The organism is Streptomyces sp. NPDC047917 (assembly GCF_043204345.1).
GTDB lineage: Bacteria > Actinomycetota > Actinomycetes > Streptomycetales > Streptomycetaceae > Streptomyces > Streptomyces sanglieri.
Map to the genome: position 1 here is coordinate 375110 of NZ_JBIDCA010000006.1, position 21427 is coordinate 396536.

Annotated in this window: 22 protein-coding genes; 16 read left to right on the forward strand and 6 right to left on the reverse strand. The window is 71.3% G+C overall.

Annotated elements, in window-relative coordinates; all coding sequences use genetic code 11:
- Positions 1 to 17 precede the first annotated feature (17 nt).
- Positions 18 to 1238 (reverse strand): carboxylesterase family protein, encoded by a 1221-nt coding sequence (locus ACGF8B_RS17000; RefSeq protein ID WP_392739042.1) that lies wholly within the window; start codon positions 1236 to 1238, stop codon positions 18 to 20.
- Complete coding sequence (locus ACGF8B_RS17005; RefSeq protein ID WP_392739295.1) at positions 1235 to 2500, reverse strand: MFS transporter; 1266 nt, start codon at positions 2498 to 2500, stop codon at positions 1235 to 1237. Before ACGF8B_RS17005 ends, ACGF8B_RS17000 begins: the two co-directional genes overlap by 4 nt.
- Before the next feature lie 390 nt (positions 2501 to 2890).
- Here ACGF8B_RS17005 and ACGF8B_RS17010 point away from each other — a divergent pair, with 390 nt between their 5' ends.
- From ACGF8B_RS17010 to ACGF8B_RS17045, 8 genes are read left to right on the forward strand one after another with little or no spacing between them, the layout of a single operon-like run.
- Complete coding sequence (locus tag ACGF8B_RS17010; RefSeq protein WP_392739045.1) at positions 2891 to 4366, forward strand: 2-hydroxymuconic semialdehyde dehydrogenase; 1476 nt, start codon at positions 2891 to 2893, stop codon at positions 4364 to 4366.
- Positions 4363 to 5178: a 2-keto-4-pentenoate hydratase gene (locus tag ACGF8B_RS17015; protein WP_392739048.1), complete on the forward strand. Its 816-nt coding sequence runs from the start codon at positions 4363 to 4365 to the stop codon at positions 5176 to 5178. The genes ACGF8B_RS17010 and ACGF8B_RS17015 overlap by 4 nt, the downstream gene beginning before the upstream one ends.
- A complete protein-coding gene (locus ACGF8B_RS17020; RefSeq protein ID WP_392739051.1) occupies positions 5175 to 6131 on the forward strand; it encodes an acetaldehyde dehydrogenase (acetylating) in 957 nt (318 codons plus the stop codon). Before ACGF8B_RS17015 ends, ACGF8B_RS17020 begins: the two co-directional genes overlap by 4 nt.
- Positions 6128 to 7159: a 4-hydroxy-2-oxovalerate aldolase gene (dmpG, locus tag ACGF8B_RS17025; protein ID WP_392739053.1), complete on the forward strand. Its 1032-nt coding sequence runs from the start codon at positions 6128 to 6130 to the stop codon at positions 7157 to 7159. The genes ACGF8B_RS17020 and dmpG overlap by 4 nt, the downstream gene beginning before the upstream one ends.
- Positions 7156 to 7920 (forward strand): 2-keto-4-pentenoate hydratase, encoded by a 765-nt coding sequence (locus ACGF8B_RS17030; protein WP_392739055.1) that lies wholly within the window; start codon positions 7156 to 7158, stop codon positions 7918 to 7920. The genes dmpG and ACGF8B_RS17030 overlap by 4 nt, the downstream gene beginning before the upstream one ends.
- Positions 7920 to 8366, forward strand: coding sequence for a RidA family protein (locus ACGF8B_RS17035; RefSeq protein WP_392739058.1), 447 nt, complete (start codon positions 7920 to 7922; stop codon positions 8364 to 8366). The genes ACGF8B_RS17030 and ACGF8B_RS17035 overlap by 1 nt, the downstream gene beginning before the upstream one ends.
- Positions 8363 to 8884, forward strand: a complete 522-nt coding sequence (locus ACGF8B_RS17040; RefSeq protein WP_392739061.1) for a 3-hydroxyanthranilate 3,4-dioxygenase — start codon at positions 8363 to 8365, stop codon at positions 8882 to 8884. Before ACGF8B_RS17035 ends, ACGF8B_RS17040 begins: the two co-directional genes overlap by 4 nt.
- 2 nt (positions 8885 to 8886) lie before the next feature.
- Positions 8887 to 9888 carry an amidohydrolase family protein gene (locus ACGF8B_RS17045; protein WP_392739064.1) on the forward strand — a complete coding sequence of 334 codons (1002 nt, stop codon included), beginning with the start codon at positions 8887 to 8889 and terminating at the stop codon, positions 9886 to 9888.
- Positions 9889 to 9987: 99 nt separating this feature from the next.
- Here ACGF8B_RS17045 and ACGF8B_RS17050 read toward each other — a convergent pair whose 3' ends face one another.
- Together ACGF8B_RS17050 and ACGF8B_RS17055 are read right to left on the reverse strand one after the other, a co-directional pair.
- Complete coding sequence (locus tag ACGF8B_RS17050) at positions 9988 to 10941, reverse strand: LysR substrate-binding domain-containing protein (RefSeq protein ID WP_392739067.1); 954 nt, start codon at positions 10939 to 10941, stop codon at positions 9988 to 9990.
- Between the two features lie 117 nt (positions 10942 to 11058).
- Complete coding sequence (locus ACGF8B_RS17055; RefSeq protein ID WP_392739069.1) at positions 11059 to 12714, reverse strand: FAD-binding dehydrogenase; 1656 nt, start codon at positions 12712 to 12714, stop codon at positions 11059 to 11061.
- A 211-nt stretch (positions 12715 to 12925) separates the two neighbouring features.
- Here ACGF8B_RS17055 and ACGF8B_RS17060 point away from each other — a divergent pair, with 211 nt between their 5' ends.
- The 6 genes from ACGF8B_RS17060 to ACGF8B_RS17085 all read left to right on the forward strand — a co-directional run bounded on the left by ACGF8B_RS17060 (position 12926) and on the right by ACGF8B_RS17085 (position 16665).
- Positions 12926 to 13819 (forward strand): DMT family transporter, encoded by an 894-nt coding sequence (locus ACGF8B_RS17060; RefSeq protein WP_392739072.1) that lies wholly within the window; start codon positions 12926 to 12928, stop codon positions 13817 to 13819.
- Between the two features lie 70 nt (positions 13820 to 13889).
- Entirely contained in the window at positions 13890 to 14519 is a 630-nt protein-coding gene (locus tag ACGF8B_RS17065) for a TetR/AcrR family transcriptional regulator (protein ID WP_392739074.1), read from the forward strand.
- A gap of 68 nt (positions 14520 to 14587) precedes the next feature.
- Complete coding sequence (locus ACGF8B_RS17070) at positions 14588 to 15361, forward strand: glucose 1-dehydrogenase (RefSeq protein WP_392739077.1); 774 nt, start codon at positions 14588 to 14590, stop codon at positions 15359 to 15361.
- A 35-nt stretch (positions 15362 to 15396) separates the two neighbouring features.
- Complete coding sequence (locus ACGF8B_RS17075; protein WP_392739079.1) at positions 15397 to 15918, forward strand: NUDIX hydrolase; 522 nt, start codon at positions 15397 to 15399, stop codon at positions 15916 to 15918.
- A 43-nt stretch (positions 15919 to 15961) separates the two neighbouring features.
- Positions 15962 to 16357: a YidH family protein gene (locus ACGF8B_RS17080; RefSeq protein WP_392739082.1), complete on the forward strand. Its 396-nt coding sequence runs from the start codon at positions 15962 to 15964 to the stop codon at positions 16355 to 16357.
- A complete protein-coding gene (locus ACGF8B_RS17085) occupies positions 16354 to 16665 on the forward strand; it encodes a DUF202 domain-containing protein (protein ID WP_392739085.1) in 312 nt (103 codons plus the stop codon). The genes ACGF8B_RS17080 and ACGF8B_RS17085 overlap by 4 nt, the downstream gene beginning before the upstream one ends.
- Before the next feature lie 40 nt (positions 16666 to 16705).
- Here ACGF8B_RS17085 and ACGF8B_RS17090 read toward each other — a convergent pair whose 3' ends face one another.
- Positions 16706 to 17662, reverse strand: coding sequence for an NADP-dependent oxidoreductase (locus tag ACGF8B_RS17090; protein ID WP_392739087.1), 957 nt, complete (start codon positions 17660 to 17662; stop codon positions 16706 to 16708).
- 63 nt (positions 17663 to 17725) lie between these two features.
- Complete coding sequence (locus ACGF8B_RS17095; RefSeq protein ID WP_392739089.1) at positions 17726 to 19015, reverse strand: glucarate dehydratase family protein; 1290 nt, start codon at positions 19013 to 19015, stop codon at positions 17726 to 17728.
- Positions 19016 to 19168: 153 nt separating this feature from the next.
- Here ACGF8B_RS17095 and ACGF8B_RS17100 point away from each other — a divergent pair, with 153 nt between their 5' ends.
- Positions 19169 to 20191 carry a phosphotransferase family protein gene (locus ACGF8B_RS17100; RefSeq protein ID WP_392739092.1) on the forward strand — a complete coding sequence of 341 codons (1023 nt, stop codon included), beginning with the start codon at positions 19169 to 19171 and terminating at the stop codon, positions 20189 to 20191.
- 7 nt (positions 20192 to 20198) lie between these two features.
- Entirely contained in the window at positions 20199 to 21413 is a 1215-nt protein-coding gene (locus ACGF8B_RS17105; protein ID WP_392739094.1) for an acyl-CoA dehydrogenase family protein, read from the forward strand.
- Positions 21414 to 21427 lie beyond the last annotated feature (14 nt).

The following is a 21427-nucleotide window of genomic DNA, read 5'->3' on the forward strand; positions in this document are numbered from 1 at the left end:
GGGCGGGCTGCGGGGCGCTACGACCGTCGGGCGAGGACCTCGCGGCAGGTCAGCGGGGGCGCGACGGCACCAGGACGGCCGGTGCGGACAAAGGCGGTCCAGGTGGCGCGCACGGCCCTGCCCAGCTCGTCCACCTCCTCCCAGGCGGTGTCGCCCAGCATCGGGGAGTCCCGCCAGGCGGACCGGGAGCCGAGGAGCAGCGGCAGTTCCACACAGTGGGTGGCGCCGTACTCCGATCCGGCCGGGCGCCAGTCGAGCCGGTAGGCGTGCACCCGGGCTCCGGCCCGTACGAGCTGTTGCCCGAGGGCGGTCAGCGGTTCGGCGTACATCCGCCGGGTCGGCTCCGCCGGGTGACCGGTCCCGCTCTTCTCACCGGGGAAGGCCGACATGTCGTCCGCGTTCCAGCCGTACATGATGTCCAGGCCGCTGACGTGCGGTCCGGGGCCGGCGACGGCCGTGCCGACGGGGCCGAACGGCGGCTCCAGGGTGGAGCCGGAGCGTTCCCGGTGGGCGAGCCCGGTGTCCCGTTGTGCCGCGAGTACGGCCGCCCGGTCGGCGGTGCGCGGGTCGGCGCCGGGGGCGTGTACCGCGAGCCGCTCGACGAAGATCCGGCCGAGGGCTTCGGCATCGGCCCGCGGCCGGGTGGCGATCGCCAGTGGCGCGCTCTGCAGGATCGCCCGGCGGAACAGCCCCCGGGCCTCGGGCAACTCCATCAGCAGCCGGATGGAGAGCGCCCCGGCGGACTGCCCGAAGACCGTGACGTCGGCGGGGTCGCCACCGTACGCGGCGATGTGCGTCCGCACCCAGCGGAGCGCTTCGAGCTGGTCGTACAGGCCGAGATTGCCCTCGGACACCCCGTCGAGGCAGAGGTATCCGAGTGCGCCGACACGGTAGTTGACGGCCACCACGACGACATCGCCCTCGGTGGCGAGTGCCCCGCCGTCGTACCAGTCCATGAGGCCCGCGCCGCTGCTGAACCCGCCGCCGTGGAACCAGACCATCACCGGCCGTGCCGCACCGTCGCGGGCGGGTGTGGTGACGGTCAGGTTCAGACAGTCCTCGCCCTGCGGGTGCCGGTCGAGCGGCGGTCCCATCACCGCGTCGAGCCTGGACGGCAGTTGCGGGCAGATCTCGCCGGAGGGCGGGCGGTCGTCGTCACGCGCCGGTCGGGGCCGCGCGAAGCGCTCGGCCACGGCGTAGCGGACCGGGCCGGACCGGACCACGGCGGCGCCGGTCATGCGCCGTGCCCGGAGAGCGAGCGGGCCGGGACGGCCGGTACCGGCTCCGGCGCCCCCTCGGGTACCAGCCGGAACAGCGCGACCGCGCCGGCCAGGCTGACCGCGCAGATCCCGACGAGGTACCACGTCACCCCGGTCGACGAGCCGCCCGAGTTGAGCAGTGCCGTGGAGATCATGGGGGCGAGGCCGCCGCCCAGGATGGCGCCGCCCTGGAGGATCACCGAGGAGCCGGAGTACCGGACGTTGACGGGGAAGGTGTCGACGATGATGCTGCCCTGCACGCAGTGGGTGACCGGGATGATGAGGCCCATGCCGAGCAGCGCCACCACGGCGAGGGCGGAGTTGCCGGTGTTGATGAGCGGGAAGAAGGCGACGCACCAGACGAGGATGGCGGCGGATCCGGCGATGAACATGGTCCGGCGGCCGTGCCGGTCGGCGATCTTCGTCCACACCGGAATGGTCACGAACCACAGGGCCGCCGCGACCGTGACGCTCACGATGAGGAACTGCTTGTCGTAGCCGAGGTGCTGGGAGCCGTAGGAGAGCGTGAAGACCATGAACACGTAGGCGACGGCCGAGTTGGCCACGACGGCGAGCAGGGTCAGCGCGAGCCGGGGGAAGCCGACCTTCATCGATTCGGCCAGCGGGAACCTGACCACTTGGTCCTGGGCCCGGACACGGTCGAACGACGGCGACTCGGTCACCCGCAGCCGGATCACCAGTCCCACGGCCACCAGGACGAAACTGAGCAGGAAGGGGATGCGCCAGCCCCATGAGGTGAACGCGTGGTCGCCCATGACCGCGTTGGTGACCAGGAAGATCACATTGGCCAGGACCAGGCCGCCCGGTGTGCCCATCTGCGGGAAGCCCGCGTAGAGGTTCTTCTTGCCCGGTGGCGCGTGCTCCATCGACATGAGGGTCGCTCCGGCACCTTCGCCGCCGAGCCCGATGCCCTGGACGATGCGCAGCGCGACCAGGAGGACCGGGGCCCAGAAGCCGATGGATCCGTAGCTCGGGATGGCGCCTATGAGGGTGGAGCCGATTCCCATCAGGACGAGCGAGACCACCAGCGTCGCCTTGCGGCCGATGCGGTCTCCGTAGTGGCCGAAGACCAGACCGCCCAGGGGGCGCGCGATGAAGCCGACGGCGAAGGTGCTGAAGGCGGCCAGCGTGCCGGCGGCGGGACTGAGCGAGGGGAAGAACTGCTCGTTGAAGATGAGGGCCGCGGCTGTTCCGTAGAGGAAGAAGTCGTACCACTCCAGCGTGGTGCCCGCGAGCGTGGCGAGGGCGGTTCTGCCGGCAGTGGCTCGGGCGCCGCCCGAGTGTTCTTCGTGAGGCGAAGTGTTCACGGGGTGACCTATCACTTGGATGGCGGGCTGTGGGCGGTTCGCCCCGGACAGCCGCTACGACGGCCGGGCTTCACCCGTCGTTAACCGTGGATCCTGATGGTCCGAGAAATGACACACAAATACCGAATCCGGGATCTGCCATACCTGTTCGGGTATAGGAGAACATCCTCGCGAGCATACGGATGACCGTTCAGTGATCCCGCGCGCACATCCGTCACGGACAACCCGGTATTTCATTTCGGGTATGGCTCGGCACGAGAATCGCATTTGTCCGGCATGGCTGTGCGAATCACAGTGGGACGCATGACGGCAGAGACTGGGCGGTGGATCCGCAACTTCGTGGCCGGGCAGTTCGTGGAGCCCGACGAGAACCGCAGCTTCGACAAGACCGATCCGGCGACCGGCCGGGTGTTCGCCCGGGTGCACGAGGCGGACAGGGACCTGGTGGACCGCGCGGTGAACGCGGCCAGGCGCGCCCTGCACGACGGGTGGGCGACGACGCCGGTACGGGAGCGGGCCGCGCTGCTGCGCCGGGCCGCGGACCGGATCGAGGAGCGCTTCGAGGAATTCGTCGCGGCGGAGGTCGCCGACACCGGCAAGCCGGTCACCCAGGCCCGGGAGCTCGATGTCGCCCGCGCGCTGACGAACTTCCGCACCTTCGCCGACGTGGTGGCCGCCGCCGGCCAGGAGTCCTTCCTCACCGACCTCGCGGGCGGCCGGCAGGCGCTCAACTACGCGGTACGCAAGCCGCTCGGCGTCGTCGCGGTCGTCGTCCCGTGGAATCTGCCCCTCCTGCTGCTGACCTGGAAGGTCGCCCCCGCCCTGGCCTGTGGCAACGCCCTGGTCGTCAAGCCCAGTGAGGAGACCCCGGCCACCGCCACGCTGCTGGCCGAGGTACTCGCCGAGGTCGGGCTGCCCGCCGGGGTGTACAACGTCGTCCACGGCTTCGGCGGCGACTCCGCCGGTGAGTACGTGACCTCGCACCCGGGGATCGACGGGGTGACCTTCACCGGCTCGTCGGCCACCGGCTCGCACGTCATGAAGACCGTCGCGCCCCGCGTCCGTCCGGTCTCCTTCGAGCTCGGCGGCAAGAACGCCGCCGTCGTCTTCGACGATGTCGACATCGACGAGGCGCTGGCCGGGCTGACCAGGTCGGTCTTCACCAACACCGGCCAGGTCTGCCTGTGCACCGAGCGGGTCTACGTACAGCGCTCGGTCTTCGCCGATATCGCCGAGGGGCTCGCCGAGCGGGCCCGGGGCCTGCGGCTGGGCGACCCACTGGACGAGCGGACCACCACCGGGCCGCTGATCTCCCGGACCCACCGGAACAAGGTGCTGAGCTACTTCGAACTGGCCGAACAGGCCGGGGCGAAGGTGCTCACCGGCGGCGGCGTGCCGCAGCTCGGTCCCGGACTCGCGGGCGGCTCGTGGATCGAGCCGACGCTGTGGACGGGCCTGACCAACGCCGACCGGCCCGTGCGCGAGGAGATCTTCGGCCCGGTGGCCGCCCTGATCCCCTTCGACACCGAGGCGGAGGCCGTCGCCCTGGCCAATGACACCGAGTACGGTCTCGCGGCTTCCGTGTGGACCAACGACCTGCGCCGCGGCCACCGGGTGGCGCAGTCCATGAACGTCGGCATGGCCTGGGTCAACACCTGGTTCCTGCGCGATCTGCGCTCCCCCTTCGGCGGTGTCGGGCTCTCCGGCATCGGCCGCGAGGGCGGCGAATCCTCCCTGCACTTCTACACCGAGCCGACGAATGTGTGCGTACAGCTGTGACCGATCACGACACCCCTGGCCTGCCCGCTCGGATCGAGGCGGCGGCGGCACGCCTCACCGCCGCCGCCGGATCACGGACCCCGTGCGCTCCCGTCCGGGAGTTCCTGGGCCGCGAGGACATCGACGCCGCCTATGAGGTGCAACGCCGGATCGCGGCCGGCCGGAGCGCCGCCGGGGCCCGGGTGGTGGGTGCCAAGATCGGCCTCACCGCGCCCGCCGTGCAGCAGCAGTTCGGCGTGTTCCGCCCCGACTTCGGGGTGCTCTTCGACGACATGATGTACGCCCACACCGAACCGCTGCCGCTGAACCGCTTCCTCCAGCCGCGTGCGGAGGGCGAGATCGCTTTCGTGCTCGGCCAGGACATCGACCGGCCCGGGGCCGGCGTCGCCGACGTACTGCGGGCCACCGAGTTCGTCCTGCCCGCCATCGAGATCGTCGATTCCCGGATCACCGGCTGGGATCTGGCCATCACCGACACGGTCGCCGACAACGCCTCCAGCGGCGCGTTCGTGCTCGGCACCACTCCGTATCCGCTGAGCGGGCTCGACCTGTCCCGGGTCGGCATGGTGCTCCAGCGGGACGGCGAACCGGTCTCCTTCGGCGCGGGACACGCCTGCCTCGGCTCCCCGGCCGTCGCCGTGGCCTGGCTGGCACGCGAACTGGCCGCCCGGGAGCAGCCGTTGCGCGCCGGGGACGTCGTCATGTCCGGGGCACTGGGCCCGATGGTGCCGATCGGCGGCCCCGGCCGGTACCGGCTGGCGCTGGACGGGCTCGGCGAGGTCGAGGCAGTCATCGAGGAGGAGACCAAGTGAGTTCCACCGCATCCGGCACCGTCCCGGTGGCCGTCATCGGGTCCGGCAACATCGGAACCGACCTCATGATCAAGGTGCTGCGGCTCTCGAAGACGCTGCGCATGGGCGCGATGGTGGGCATCGACCCGGACTCGGACGGCCTGGCCCGCGCCGCCCGGCTCAAGGTGGCCACCACGCACCGCGGTGTCGACGGGCTGGTGGAGCTGCCCGGATTCGCCGACATCAAGGTCGTCTTCGACGCCACCTCGGCCAAGGCCCACGTACGCAACGCGCGGATCGCCGCGGAGCACGGGAAGCTGATGATCGACCTCACTCCGGCGGCTCTCGGACCGTTCGTGGTGCCGTCGGTCAATCTGGACGAGCATCTCGCCGCCGGGGACGTCAACATGGTCACCTGCGGCGGCCAGGCGACCATTCCGGTCGTCGCCGCGGTCTCCCGGATCGCGCCGGTCGCCTACGCGGAGATCGTCGCCTCCATCGCTTCGAAGTCGGCCGGTCCCGGAACCCGGGCCAATATCGACGAGTTCACCGAGACGACTGGTGAGGCGATCCGCCTGGTCGGCGGCGCCGAGGTCGGCAAGGCCATCATCGTGCTCAACCCGGCCGAGCCCCCGCTCGCCATGCGCGACACCGTCTTCTGCCTCGTCGAGGGCGGGCTCCGCGACGCCGACCGGGACCGGATCGTGGCCTCCGTCGAGCAGATGGCGCAGTCGGTACGGGAGTACGTGCCCGGCTACCGGCTCAAGCAGGACGTCCAGTTCGACCCGGTCGAGGACACCGTCGTCCCGGCCCTGGGCCGGCGGGTCACCGGGGTCAGGGTCTCGGTGTTCCTGGAGGTGCTCGGCGCCGGCCACTACCTGCCCGACTACGCGGGCAATCTCGACATCATGACCTCCGCCGCGGTCCGCACCGCGGAGAAGATCGCCGCGCTCCGAGGATGGGTGACCTCATGAAGCTGTACGTCCAGGACGTGACCCTGCGCGACGGCATGCACGCGATGGGGCACATGTACACCGTCGACCAGGTGCGCCGGATCGTCGCCGCGCTCGACCGGGCCGGGGTCGCGGCCATCGAGGTCGCGCACGGCGACGGGCTCGGCGGTTCGAGCGCGAACTACGGGTTCGGCGCGCACAGCGACGAGGAGTGGATCGAAGCCGCGGCGGACGTCCTCGAACACGCGAAGCTGACCACCCTGCTGCTGCCCGGCATCGGCACCATCGACCATCTGCGCCGGGCCCATGCGCTCGGGGTACGCAGTGTGCGCGTCGCGACACACTGCACCGAGGCCGACGTGAGCGCGCAGCACATCTCCTGGGCCCGGGAGAACGGGATGGATGTGTCCGGGTTCCTGATGATGAGCCATCTCAACTCCCCCGAGGGCCTGGCCCGTCAGGCCGCGCTGATGGAGTCGTACGGGGCGCACTGTGTCTATGTCACCGACTCCGGCGGGCGTCTGACGATGCGCGAGGTCGCCGCCCGGGTCGACGCGTACCGCGAGGTGCTCGACGGGGCGACCGAGATCGGCATCCACGCCCACGAGAACCTCTCGCTGTCGGTCGCCAACAGCGTGACCGCCGTGGAGCACGGCGCCTACCGGGTCGACGTGGCACTGGCCGGTCAGGGGGCCGGGGCCGGGAACTGTCCGGCGGAGCCGTTCGTCGCCGTCGCGGACCTGCTGGGCTGGGAGCACGGCTGCGACCTGTTCGCGCTCCAGGACGCCGCCGACGACATCGTCCGCCCCCTGCGCGACCGGCCGGTCCAGGTGGACCGGGAGACCCTGACGCTCGGCTACGCCGGTGTCTACTCCAGCTTCCTGCTGCACGCCGAACGCGCGGGGCGGCGTTACGGGGTCGACACCCGGGAGATCCTCCTGGAGGTCGGCCGGCGGCAGATGGTGGGCGGTCAGGAGGACCTGATCGTGGACATCGCACTGGACCTGGCCGCGCGGCGCGCGGCCGGCACGGAAGGGAACGGAAAATGATCCCGGCAGAGCTGACCGGCACACTGGCGCGGCGGCTGGACACGGCACAGACGTCCCGCAGGGACACCCCGAGCCTGGCCGACAGCCACGAGTTCGACATCGATGACGCGTACGCGGTGCAGGCGGCGCTGCTGGAGCTGCGGGTGGGCCGCGGCGAGCGGGTCGTGGGGGTGAAGCTGGGGTTCACCAGCAGGGCCAAGATGGCTCAGATGGGTGTCTCCGACGTGATCGTGGGCCGGCTCACGGACGCCATGCGGATCGCAGACGGCGACGAGGTCGACCTGTCGCGCTTCATCCACCCGAAGGTCGAGCCCGAGGTCGCCTTCCGGCTCTGCCGGGACGTGGATCCGGAGGATCCGGCGACGGACATCGAGTCGTGCGTGGATGCCGTGGCCCCGGCCGTCGAGATCATCGACTCGCGTTACCGGGACTTCCGGTTCACCTACAGCGATGTCGTCGCGGACAACACCTCCGCGGCCGGCTACGCGATCGGGCCGTGGCGGCCCATGACGGACGTCGCCAACCGCGCGGTGCGGCTGCGTACCGCGGCGACGGAGACGGTGGGATCGACCGCCGCTGTTCTCGGTGACCCGGTGCGCGCGCTGCACGCCCTGCTGGACATGTGCCGTCGCCGCGGGATTTCGCTGAAGGCGGGTCAGGTGGTGCTCGCGGGCGCCGCCACGGCGGCCGTGCCGCTGGTGGCGGGGGTCACCGAGTGTGATGTGGCGGGCATCGGGTCCGTCACGGTGAAGGGGTTGTGATGAGCGGTTCACGGGTGATCGAGGGCAAGGCCGCTCCGCGCGGGCGGTTCCCCCATGTGAAGGTCGTCGGGGACCTGGTGTTCGTCTCCGGCACCAGTTCCCGCCGGCCGGACAATACGTTCGTGGGTGTCGAGGCCGACGGGTTCGGCACCACGGAACTGGACATCCGGGCGCAGACCCGGGCGGTGATCGAGAACATCCGGGACATCCTGGCCGAGGTGGGCGCGGAGCTCTCCGACGTCGCCCAGATCACCACCTATCTGGTGTCGATGAACGACTTCGGCGGATACAACGAGGTCTACGGCGAGTTCTTCGACGAGCGTGGACCGACCCGGACGACCGTCGCGGTGCACCAGTTGCCGCATCCCCATCTGCTGATCGAGATCCAGGCGGTCGCCCATCTGCCGCGGCCGCGCCAGTCACACAGCACGGAGGTGTCCTCATGACCGCCATTCCCCCGGTCATCGATTTCCAGGGCTGGATCACCGAGCACGAGCACCTGCTCAAGCCGCCGGTGAACAACCGCACCATGTCCCTGGGCCAGGACTTCATCGTCCAGGTCGTCGGCGGGCCCAACCAGCGGACCGACTTCCACCTCGACCCGTACGAGGAGTGGTTCTACCAGGTCAAGGGCGATATGCATGTCGACCTCATGACCGAGGACGGACCGCGGACCGTACGCATCCGGCAGGGCGAGGTCTGGCTGCTGCCCGGCAATGTGCCGCACTCCCCGCAGCGGCCGGACGCCGGGTCGATCGGGCTGGTCATCGAGCGGGTCCGGGAGGAGGGCACTCTGGAGCGGTTCCAGTGGTACTGCCCCGAGTGCGCCACGAAGATCCATGAGGTCGAGCTCCAGGTGCGGGACATCGTCGCGGATCTGCCGCCGGTCTTCGCCGAGTTCTACGGCGACGAGAAGGCGCGTACGTGCCCCGAGTGCGGTGCTCTGCATCCCGGGAAGGGCTGAGCGTGGACCGCACGATCGACGTACACACGCATTACGTTCCGCGCGGCTGGCCGGATCTGACGGCCGAGGCCGGTCCGGACGCCCCCTGGCTGCGGATCGAGTCCGAGTCGGACGCCATGGTCATGATGGGTTCCAGGGAGTTCCGGCGGATCCGGGCCGATGCCTGGGACGCCGGGACCCGGCTGCGGGACATGGACGCGGACGGGGTGCACCGACAAGTGGTCTCCCCCACTCCGGCGTTCTTCACCTACGGGCGCAGCGGGGCCGAGGCCGCCAAGGTCTCACGGATCTTCAACGATCTCGCGCTGGAGATCACCGCGCCGGCGCCGGACCGGCTGATCCCGTTCTGCCAGGTGCCGTTGCAGGATCCCGACGCGGCCTGCCGCGAGCTGGAACGGAGCATCGCCAACGGCCACCGGGGCGTGGAGATCGGCAATCATGTCGGGGATCGCGACCTGGACAGCGAAGGGGTCGTCACCTTCCTTCAGCACTGCGCCTCGCTCGATGTGCCGGTGTTCGTGCACCCCTGGGACATGGCGAGTTCGCCGCGGCTGGACCGGTGGATGGCGCAGTGGCTCACGGCCATGCCCGCCGAGACGCATCTGTCGATCCTCGCCCTGATCCTGGGCGGGGCCTTCGACCGGATCGACGACCGGCTGAAGATCTGTTTCGCGCACGGCGGCGGCTCGTTCGCGTTCTGGCTCGGCCGGATGGAGAACGCCTGGCACGGCCGGCACGACGTCATCGGCACCTCCGAGTACCCGCCCTCGCATTATCTGGGCCGTTTCTACGTCGACTCGGTGGTGTTCGACGATCGTGCCCTGCGGCTGCTGGTCGACACGGTCGGTGCGGACCGGGTGATGGTGGGCAGCGACTATCCGTACCCGCTGGGGGAACGGCCGGTCGGTGAGGTGGTCCGCAAGAGCTCCTTCCTGGACGACCGCAGCCGGGAGCTGATCACGCACGGCAACGCCGAGCACTTCCTGGGGCTCACCCGTCCCTAAGGGCTGTCCCGCAATTCCTGGCGGGACAGCCCTTGGGGCCTTTCGCCGAAATCGCCGCACGGCCGCCTTCGGGCGGCGGCGGCGGTTCGACGGCACGGCCTACAGCGGACCGTCGCCGCCGGCCGCGCTCTGCGACGCCATGCCGGCGGCGATGTCCTCCAGGCTCCGGATCAGCGCCTGCGCGGACGGGCCCAGCGCCCGGGCGGCCGACAGGGTCAGCCCGACGCTGTGCCCGATCGGGTCCAGCGGCACCGCCAGCCGGACGATACGGGGGTCGTCCCGGATGATCAGACCGGGCAGCGCCGCGACGACATCGGTCTCCAGCAGAAGCTGGCGCACGGTCAGGAACGAGGTCGTCTCGACCCGGTTCATCGGCAGCGGCATGCCGTGCCGGGCGAAGAACTCCTCGATCTCCCGTCGCAGCGCGGTCTCCGCGCCCGGCAGGATCCAGGGATAGTCCGGCAGGTCCGCAAGCTCCACCGCACTCTGCCCGGCGAGCGGGTGCGAGGCCCTGACCACGAGTTCGACCGACTCGTCGTAGAGCTTGCGGCGCACCGTCCGCTCGTCGGAGGGGACCGTGAGCCGACCGACGACGAAGTCGATCCGGCCGGCCTCCAGTTCCAGGAGCAGAGCCTCCGGCGACGCCTCCCTGACGATCACCGTCAGATAGGGGCGTTCCTTCTTGATGTCGGCGATGGCTCGCGGCAGAAGCACGTTCGAGCCGGCCAGATGGGTGCCGACGATGACCGTGCCGCGGTCGGCGTCGGCCAGCTCCACCACATGGCGGCCCGCCTGCGCGAGCTGGGCGAGCACGGACCGGGCGTGCTCGGTGAATGCCTCTCCGAACACGGTGGCGGTGACGCCCCGGGGCCCGCGTTCGTAGAGCGGGACGCCGAGGATGTCCTCCAGCTCGTGCAGACTGCGGGTGGCGGCGGGCTGGGTCACGTGCAGCTCCGCGGCGGCGCCGACGACGCTTCCCTGCCGGGAGAGCGCGTCGACGAGAACCAGGTGGCGGAGCTTCAGCCGACCGTCGAGGAGACGCGGGATCTTCACGCCACGACTCTATCCACGCCCGCCGGGGGCGGGTCCGGCCGCCCTGGACCGTACGCAGCGGTACGGAACTGGCTGCGGGCCGGTACCGGCACCGCGGGGCCGCCCCGGCCGATGGCCCTAGCCGACCGCCTTCGCCGCCGCCCGCCCGGCCGCGCGGCCGGAGAAGATGCAGCCGCCGAGGAAGGTGCCTTCCAGCGACCGGTAGCCGTGTACGCCGCCGCCGCCGAAGCCGGCCGCCTCCCCCGCCGCGTACACACCCTCCAGCGGGGTGCCGTCCGCGGTGAGCACCCGGGAGGACAGGTCCGTCTCCAGGCCGCCGAGCGACTTGCGGGTCAGGATGTTCAGCCGGACGGCGATCAGCGGGCCGGCCTTGGGGTCGAGGATGCGGTGCGGCGCGGCGGTGCGGATCAGCTTGTCGCCGAGGTAGGTGCGGGCCCCTCGGATCGCGGTGATCTGGAGGTCCTTGGTGAAGGGGTTGGCGACCTCGCGGTCGCGGGCGGTGATCTCGCGGCGCAGTTCGGCCTCGTCGATCAACGGCTTCTCGGTGAGGGCGTTCATGCCCCGGACGAGCGCGGCGAGGTCCTTCTCGACGACGAAGTCCGCGCCGTTGTCCATGAACGCCTTCACCGGGGCCGGTACGTCGGCGCGGGCCCGGCCTATGACGTCGCGGATCGACTTTCCGGTGAGGTCCGGATTCTGCTCGGAGCCGGAGAGCGCGAACTCCTTGCCGATGATCTTCTGGTCGAGGACGAACCAGGTGTGGCCGTGGCCGGACCTCATGATGTGTTCGAGGGTGCCCAGGGTGTCGAAGCCCGGGAAGAGCGGGACCGGGAGGCGCTTGCCGGTGGCGTCCAGCCAGAGCGAGGACGGTCCGGGCAGGATTCGGATGCCGTGCCTGGCCCAGATCGGGTTCCAGTTCTCGATGCCCTCGGTGTAGTGCCACATCCGGTCGCGGTTGATGTGGTGGGCGCCGGACTCCTCGGCGATGCCGAGCATGAGCCCGTCGACATGGGCGGGGACGCCGGAGAGCATCTTCGCGGGCGGGGTGCCCAGCCGCGCGGGCCACTGCTTGCGCACGAGGTCGTGGTTGCCGCCGATGCCGCCGGAGGTGACGATCACCGCCTGGGCCCGCAGCTCGAACGTGCCGGCCGTCTCCCGGCTGCTCGCGGTGCCCCGGGCCGCCCCGCTCGGCTCCAGCACCTCGCCGGTCACGGTGTCGACGGCGCCGGCGGTACGGCCGAGGCCGGTGACCCGGTGACGGAACCGGAACCGTACGAGGCCCTTGGCGACGCCCTCGCGGACCCGGCGCTCGAAGGGGGCGACGACGCCGGGGCCGGTGCCCCAGGTGATGTGGAAGCGGGGCACGGAGTTGCCGTGGCCGTTCGCGTCGTAGCCGCCGCGCTCGGCCCAGCCGACGACGGGGAAGATCCGCAGCCCCTGGGCGTGCAGCCAGGAACGCTTCTCACCGGCCGCGAAGTCAACGTACGCCTCGGCCCACTTCCGCGGCCAGTGGTCCTCCTCGCGGTCGAAGCCCGCCGTGCCGAGCCAGTCCTGCAGGGCCAGCTCATGGCTGTCCTTGACCCGCATCCGGCGCTGCTCGGGCGAGTCGACGAGGAAGAGGCCGCCGAAGGACCAGTGGGCCTGGCCGCCGATCGACTGCTCGGGCTCCTGGTCGAGCAGGATCACCGAGCGGCCCGCGTCGACCAGCTCGGCGGTGGCCACCAGGCCCGCGAGCCCTGCCCCGATCACGATCACATCAGCGTCGTACGCCATGGGTTCCATCCTTGTCGGGGCGATCCGGTCACGGCCACGGTCGGGCTCCGGCACCATCTCCCGGCGCCGGAAGTTACTCGTGCGTCAGATCTTCGGCACCGCTCGCTCCGGCGTCAACCGCCCGGTCGGCGGCGCTCCGGCCGCACCCCCGGGGCGCAGGCGCTATCGTCGAAACAAATCACCCACTTCTGGCCTGACTTGAGGTAGAAGCGTGTCGGTGCTGGTCGTCGTGCTCGCCGTGAGTGCCGCCTGCTGCCTGGGATTCGGATTCGTCCTGCAGCAGGCCGCCGCCTCGCACGCCCCGCGGAGCGACTACCTCTCGCCGCGGCTGCTGCTCGATCTGATGCGGGTGCCGAGCTGGCTGGCCGGAATCGGGCTGATGGTCTGCGGCATGGTGCTGGGCGCCCTGGCCCTGGGCAAGGGCGAGGTGTCCGTGGTCGAACCGCTCCTCGCGACCAATCTGCTCTTCGCCATGGCCCTGTCGCGCCATCGGACCGGTCAGCGGCTCGGCCGTCAGGGCTGGGCCGGCCTCTGGCTGCTGGCCGGCGGGGTCACCGCCTTTCTGCTGGCGGGTCAGCCGCAGGGCGGCGAGGCGGTGACCAGCGCGCTGCGGCACTGGCTGGTGATCGGTGTCGTCGTGGGCGCCGCCCTGCTGCTCACCGCCTTCGCCAAGGGCTCCGACTCGGGGGCCGCCCCCGCGCTGCTCGCCGTGGCGGCCGGGCTGCTGTACGGACTCCAGGACGCGCTCACCCGGGTCACCGGCCAGCGGCTGTCCGACGAGGGGTGGACGGCACTGGTGACGGCGTGGCAACCGTACGCGGTGCTGGTGCTGGGGGTGACCGGGCTGCTGCTGGTGCAGAGCGCCTTCGAGACGGGCCCGCTCCGGGTCTCGCTGCCACCGCTGACCGCCGCCCAGCCGCTGGCCGGGATCGCCTGCGGGGTCGGTTTCCTCGGCGACCAGCTGCGCACCGACGCCGGCGCGCTGGCCTGGCAGGCGGCCGGTCTGGCGGCGATCGTCGCCGGGATCGTGCTGCTCGGGCTGCATCCGGCCATGCCGGAGGGGCCGGTGGGCGGGCGCCGTGAGAAGAGCCTCCAGCCGAACTGAGCGGGCCCGCCCGGCCGCCGGGGGCGTCCGCCCGCTGGTTTTTAATAATGGCCAGCATTAGAGTGTTCGCATGGCACGAACCTCCGGACAGGAGACCAGGGAGAAGCTGATCCGCGCGGCCGAGGAGGTCTTCGCGGCGCAGGGCACCGACGGCGCCCAGCTGCGGGACATCGTCCGGCTGGCCGGGCAGAGCAACCCTTCCGCGGTCCAGTACCACTTCGGCTCCCGGGCCGGGCTGCTCGACGCGGTGATGGCCGGCCGCCTGGCCCGTACCGAACGGGTGCTGACGCCCCTGCTCGCCCGGCTGGGCGAGGACTGCGGCGTACGGGAGCTGCTCACCGCGCTGATGACGGCCGAGGCGAGCCTGCTCGCCGACGACCGCGGCCGCCGCTGTCTGCGGATCTCGGCCCAGCTCACCCATGAGACCGGGCTGCGGACCGGCCGGCTGCACCCCGCCCTGGACGGCACCAACTACGGGCGGCTGATCGGCCGCATCGGGGACCGCCTGGGCGCGCTGCCCGGCCCCGTCCGCCTGGAGCGGCTCGATCTGGCGCTCACCCTGATCGGGGCGGCGATGGCCGACCGCGCCCACCAGCGTCTCGACGGCGTCGAGTCGCTGACCGGCGACGAGCTCTTCCTCGCCGATCTCGTCGAGACCACCCACGCGTTCCTGCACGCCCCCGTGCCGGGCCACGCGTGACCACCCGCGCCACCCGCACCACTCATCACCGGCACCACATGCCACCTGCACCACATGAAGGAAGCGACATGACCGACAAGAGCAAGCTCAGCGACAAGACCGTCATCATCACCGGCGGCGCCCGGGGCCTGGGTGCCGAGGCCGCTCGCCTCGCGGTGGCGAACGGGGCCGATGTGGTGATCACCGACGTGCTCGACGAGGAGGGCGCCGCCACCGCCGCGGAGCTGGGCGCCAAGGCCCGCTTCGTGCACCACGACGTGACCTCCGAGGAGGACTGGCAGCGCGTCGCGGAGTTCGCCGTCACCGAGTTCGGACGGATCGACGGCCTGGTCAACAACGCCGGGGTGTCGACCGGCATGCCGCTGGAGACCGAGTCCGTCGAGCACTTCCGCAAGGTCATCGACATCAACCTGACGGCCGTCTTCATAGGCATGAAGACCGTGATCCCGGTGATGAAGGAGAACGGCGGCGGTTCGATCGTCAACATCTCCTCGGCCGCCGGTCTGATGGGCCTCGCCCTGACCTCCAGCTACGGCGCCTCGAAGTGGGGCGTGCGCGGCCTGACGAAGGTCGGCGCGGTGGAGCTGGGCACGGCGAGGATCCGGGTGAACTCCGTGCACCCGGGCATGGTCTACACGCCGATGACCGCGTCCGTCGGCATCCAGCAGGGCGAGGGCAACTACCCGAACACCCCGATGGGCCGGGTCGGCGAGGCCCCCGAGATCGCGGAGGCGGTCGCCTTCCTGCTCTCGGACGCCGCCTCGTACGTCACCGGTGCCGAGCTGGCCGTGGACGGCGGCTGGACCACGGGTCCGACCGTCAGGTACGTCATGGGCCAGTAGCCCGTCCCGCGATGGCCTGATGTTGGATGAGGAGCATGACTCCTTCTGACGAGATCCTGGACATCGTCGACGAGAACGACGTGGTCGTGGGGCGGGCCCCGCGCGGTGAGGCGACCGCGCGGGGCCTTCGCCATCGCTGTGCCTTCATCGAGGTCCGGGACGCGGAGGGCCGGCTGTTCGTCCATCGCAGGACGCCGGGCAAGCTGGTCTTCCCGTCGCACTACGACATGTTCGTCGGCGGGGTGGTCGGTGCCGGAGAGTCGTACGACGAGGCGGCGCTGCGGGAGGCCGAGGAGGAGCTGGGAGTGTCCGGGCTCCCCCGGCCGGAGCCGCTCTTCAAGTTCCTCTACGAGAGTGCCGGGCAGTCCTGGTGGTCGTACGTCTACCGGGTACGGTGCGAGCTGCCGGTGAATCCGCAGGTGGAGGAGGTCGCCTGGCACACCTTCCTCACCGATGACGAGCTGGCCCGGCGGATCGGCGACTGGGAGTGGGTGCCGGACGGCCTGGAGGCGTACCACCGGCTGCGCGCCTTCCGGGCGGGCGGAGCGGCCTCCTGAGCGCGGCGCCCGGCATCCACGAAGCGGCAGATAAGGTTCACGCGTGAACGAGTTCGTACAGAGTCTGCGGCTGTGGTTCGCGCCGCAGCGCATCCGCGACGAGGGCGACACCCCGGACTACCGGTTCTCGCTCGCCAACGAGCGGACCTTCCTCGCCTGGATCCGGACGGCTCTGGCGCTGATCGGCGGCGGCTTCGCGGTCGACCAGTTCCTGCCGGAGCTGGCGTGGGGCGTCCGGGCCGGTCTGGCGCTCGCGCTGCTGGCGGCCGGGGTGCTGTGCGCGCTGCGGGCGGTCAACCACTGGGTGCGGTGCGAGCGGGCGATGCGGCGCGGCGAGGACCTCCCGGTCTCGCGGTTCCCGACGCTGCTCGGACTGGCCGTCGGGGTCGTCGCGGTGGCGATGGTGGTGGTGGTCTTCTTCGGCTGGGAGGGCCGGTGACCACGCCGGGGCGCGACCCCGGCCTCCAGCCCGAACGGACCCGGCTGGCCTGGCGGCGTACGACGCTGTCGTGCACGGTGGTGGCGCTGCTGGCGGTCAGGCAGGCGTTGCACGGCGGGGCGGGCCCGGCCGCGATCGTGGCGGTGTCGCTGAGCGCGCTGGCCTGGCTGGGATTTCTGCGGGTGGCGCATCTGCGGGTGCTCGGGATGGGGACCGCGCGGCCGCGTCCGCTGTCGGCACGCGGCGCACTGACGGCGGCGGCGTGCACGGTCGCGCTCGCGGTGTTCGCCGCGGCCATGCTGTTCTGACCCGGTCCCCGGAGGCTCCCGGGCTCCGGGTGCGGGGCCGTCAGGCGTCCGGGCCGAGGTCCGGGACCTCCCAGTCCACGGTGACGACGATCTTTCCGCGGGTGCGCCCCTGTTCGTTGAGCCGGTAGGCGTCCGCCGCCCGCTCCAGCGGGAAGACCCGCTCCACATGGACCGAGACGATGCCCTGTTCGGCCAGTTCGGCCAGATGGGTGAGGTCGGTCGCGTCAGGGCGTACGTAGGCGTAGTGGCCGCCGTACGCGAGGACCTCGCCGTCCGCGATGGAGGCCAGGCGTCCGCCGGGCCGCAGCACCTCGGCGGAGACCCGGAGCGCCTCCCCGCCGACGGTGTCGAACGCGGCGTCGACACCGTCCGGGGCCAGGGCCCGCAACCGGTCGGCGAGGCCGTCCCCGTAGGCCACCGGTTCCCCGCCGAGCTGCCGGACGTACGCGTGGTTGTGCTCGCTCGCGGTGCCGATGACGCGGGCGCCCGCGTGCCGGGCGAGCTGGACCGCGAAGGAGCCCACCCCGCCGGCCGCCGCGTGGACGAGGACCGTCTCGCCCTCCCGGATCCGCAGGGTGCGGTGCAGGACCTGGTAGGCGGTGAGACCGGCCAGCGGCAGTCCGGCCGCCTCCTCGAAGCTCAGGCTCAGCGGTTTGCGGGCCAGGGTGCGCACGGGGGCGGCGACGTACTCGGCGAGGGTGCCCCGGCTCAGGAAGTCCTCCCGCACGTAGCCGATGACCTCGTCGCCGACCGAGAACTCGTCGACGGCCATCCCGGGCTGCACGACGACGCCGGACACGTCCCAGCCGGGGATCACCGGGAACACGGCCTCCAGCGCGGCGTCGAGGTAGCCCTCGCGGGCCTTCCAGTCGACCGGATTGACGGCCGCGGCCCGCACCTTCACCAGGACGGTGTCCGGGCCGACCCTGGGGTCGGGCCGCTCGCCGTACTCCAGCACCTCGGCCCCGCCGTACCCGCTGTAGCTGATCGCCTTCATGCCCCGACCATCGGTGCGGGTCCGGGCACCCGCAACTCAGGCCCGCCGCCCGGGCGGCGGGGGTCACCAGCGCGGGATCGCCGGTGTCCGCCATGTCGGCTCGGCCTTGCGCATGGCGGCCGCGTCGTCGCGCTCGCGCATCGTGCCGTCGTCGTCGAGCCAGCGCCGGTGGAGTGCGGCCAGGCGTTCGCGGTCGAGTTCGACGCCGAGGCCGGGCGCGTCGGACACGGTGAGCCGGCCGTCCTCGAAGACGTGGCGGGCGGTGATGACGTCCTCGGTCTGCCAGGGGTAGTGGCTGTCGCAGGCGTAGTCCAGGTTGGGCACGGTGGCCGCGACATGGGTCATCGCGGCGAGGCTGATGCCGAGGTGGGTGTTGGAGTGCATGGAGAGTCCGACGCCGAAGGTGCGGCAGATCCCGGCCAGCTCACGGGTGCGGTGCAGCCCGCCCCAGTAGTGGTGGTCGGAGAGGACCACCTGCACGGCGCCCCGGGCGAAGGCCTCCGGCACCTCGGCGAGGGTGGTCACGCACATGTTGGTGGCCAGCGGCACGCCGGTGCCGGCGGCGACCTCGGCCATCAGGTCCGTGCCGCTCGCCGGGTCCTCCAGGTATTCGAGTACGTCCTTCAGCTGCTCGGCGACGTACAGCGAGGTCTCGACGGACCAGGCGCCGTTGGGGTCCAGGCGCAGCGGCCGTCCGGGGAACTCCTGGGCCAGGGCGCGGATCGCGGCGATCTCCCGGTCGGGTTCGAAGACCCCGCCCTTGAGCTTGAAGGAGGAGAAGCCGTACTCGCGGGCGAAGCGCCGGGCCTGGGCGACGACTCCGGCCGGGTCGAGGGCGGCGCCCCAGTCGTCCTTCTCGCCGCCGTCGGGGTGGGCGGCCCAGCGGTGGAAGAGATAGGCGCTGTACTCGACGCGGTCGCGGACCTTCCCGCCGAGCAGGGCGTGCACGGGCAGGCCGAGAGACTTGCCCAGTGCGTCCAGGCAGGCGACCTCGAAGCCGGAGACGACGGAGAGCCGGAGCTTGTCGGCGGTCTGGACGCCGCGCAGTCCGCCGGCGTCGACCCGGTCGTCGGCGGCGCGCGAATCGCCGCACACCTCGTCGGCCAGAGCGAACAGGCCGTTCAGATCGCTGACCGGGCGTCCGGCGAGGGCGGTGGCGAGCGGCCGGGCCAGTTCGAGGTACTTGCCGTCCCCGTACGTCTCGCCGATGCCGGTGACTCCGCCGCGGGTGACGACCTCGACGATGAGCCGCGGGGTGTAGGGCTGGTGGACGCCCTGGGTGTTGAGCAGCGGCGGGTCGGCTATCAGGATCGGAGTCAGCCGGACTTCGTCGATCAGCAGCTCTGTATTCATACGTGAACCTTATTCAGAGATACGACTGAACGCCAGACTCCGGGCCAAGTCGCGACCGAGTCCGGTCGCTGGATCCCGGGCACCCACTGGACGACATACCGACTGGTCGGCATGATGGTCTCCGACCGTCTTTCACCCCCGGAGGTGTGCACGATGAGCCCAGTCCACCCGCCAGGTCTCGACCTCGACCGGCTGCGCGGGCATCTCGACCGCGACCGGCCGGGCCTGGTGAGCGGACCGCTCGAAGCCCGGATCATCGAGGGCGGCCGGTCGAACCTGACGTACGTCGTCACGGACGGCACCGGCCGCTGGGTCGTCCGCAGGCCCCCGCTGGGCCATGTGCTGGCCACCGCGCACGACATGAAGCGCGAGCACCGGGTGATCAGCGCCCTGCACCCGACGGCCGTTCCGGTACCCGAACCGGTGCTGCTCTGCGAGGACGACTCGGTGATCGGGGCGCCCTTCTACGTCATGGAGTACGTCGAGGGCACCCCGTACCGCACCGCCGGGCAGCTCGCCCCGCTGGGCGCCGAGCGCACCCGGGAGGCGGTCCTCGGACTCGTCGACACCCTGGTCACACTGCACTCCGTGGACCCCGGATCCGTCGGACTCGGGGACTTCGGGCGGCCCGAGGGCTTCCTCGACCGGCAGCTGCGCCGCTGGGGCAAGCAGCTGGACGCCTCGCGGGGCCGCGAGCTGCCCGGCATCGACGAGCTGCATGCCGCGCTCGGCCGCGAGCTGCCCGCCTCCCCCGCGCCCACCGTCGTGCACGGCGACTACCGCCTGGACAACGTCCTGATCGGCCCGGACGACGAGATCAGGGCCGTACTCGACTGGGAGATGTCGACGCTCGGCGACCCGCTGACCGACCTCGGGCTGCTGGTGATGTACAGCTCCGATCTCGGCCTGGCCGATTCCCCGGTCTCCACCACCAGCGGCGCGGCGGGCCACCCCTCCCCCGCCGAGCTGATCGAGCGCTATGCCGCCCGCTCCGGCCGGGACACCTCCGCCATCTCCTGGTACACCGCGTTCGCCTGGTTCAAGCTCGCCGTGATCCTGGAGGGCATCCACTACCGCTACACCCTGGGCCGGACCGTCGGCGCCGGCTTCGACCGCATCGGCGATCTCGTCCCCGTCTTCATCGAGCACGGCCTCACCACCCTCCAGGAAGGCTGATCACCCCATGGACTTCGCATTCGACGCCCGCACCGAAGAGCTGCGCGGCAGACTGCTCGCCTTCATGGACGAGTACGTGTACCCGGCCGAGAAGACCGCGGACGAGCAGCGCGCACTGCTGGCCTCCCCGTGGGACACCCCGCAGGTCGTCGAGGACCTGAAGGCCGAGGCGCGCAGGCAGGGGCTGTGGAACCTCTTCCTGCCGGACGCCGAGTACGGGGCCGGGCTGACCAACCTCCAGTACGCGCCGCTCGCCGAGATCACCGGCCGTTCCCCGCAGTTGGCGCCGACCGCGCTGAACTGCGCGGCCCCGGACACCGGGAACATGGAGGTGCTCTTCCAGTTCGCCACGGACGAGCAGAAGAAGCGGTGGCTGGAGCCGCTGCTGGCCGGTGAGATCCGCTCGGCGTTCGCGATGACGGAGCCCGAGGTCGCCTCGTCGGACGCGACGAACATCGAGACCCGGATCGTGCGGGACGGCGGTGACTACGTCATCAACGGCCGCAAGTGGTACATCTCCGGGGCGATGAACCCGGACTGCGAGATCTTCATCGTGATGGGCAAGACCGACCCCGACGGCCCGGACATCCGCCGCCAGCAGTCGATGATCCTGGTCCCCCGCGACACCCCCGGCCTCGAAGTGCGCCGCGCCATGCGGGTGTACGGCTACGAGGACCACTACCACGGCGGTCACGCGGAGGTCGTGTTCACCGATGTGCGGGTGCCGGCCGCGCATCTGATCGGCGAGGAGGGCGGCGGCTTCGCCATCGCCCAGGCACGGCTCGGACCGGGCCGGATCCACCACTGCATGCGGCTGATCGGCATGGCCGAGCGGGCCATCGAGCTGATGTGCAGGCGGGCGGTGTCCCGTACCGCCTTCGGCAAGCCGCTCGCCCAGCAGGGCGTCGTGCAGAACTGGATCGCGGACGCCCGGGTCACGGTGGAGCAGCTGCGGCTGCTGGTGCTGAAGACGGCCTGGCTGATGGACACGGTCGGCAACCGGGGCGCGCACACGGAGATCCAGGCCATCAAGATCGCCACTCCGCGCGCGGTGGTCGACATCCTCGACCGGGCGGTGCAGCTGCACGGCGCGGGCGGGGTGGGCCAGGACTTCCCGCTGGCCGAACTGTGGGCGGCGGCACGGACGTTGAGGCTGGCGGACGGCCCGGACGAGGTGCACCAGCGCTCGCTGGCCCGGCGGGAGATCAAGCGGTACGTGTAGGGCCGGGTGCCGCG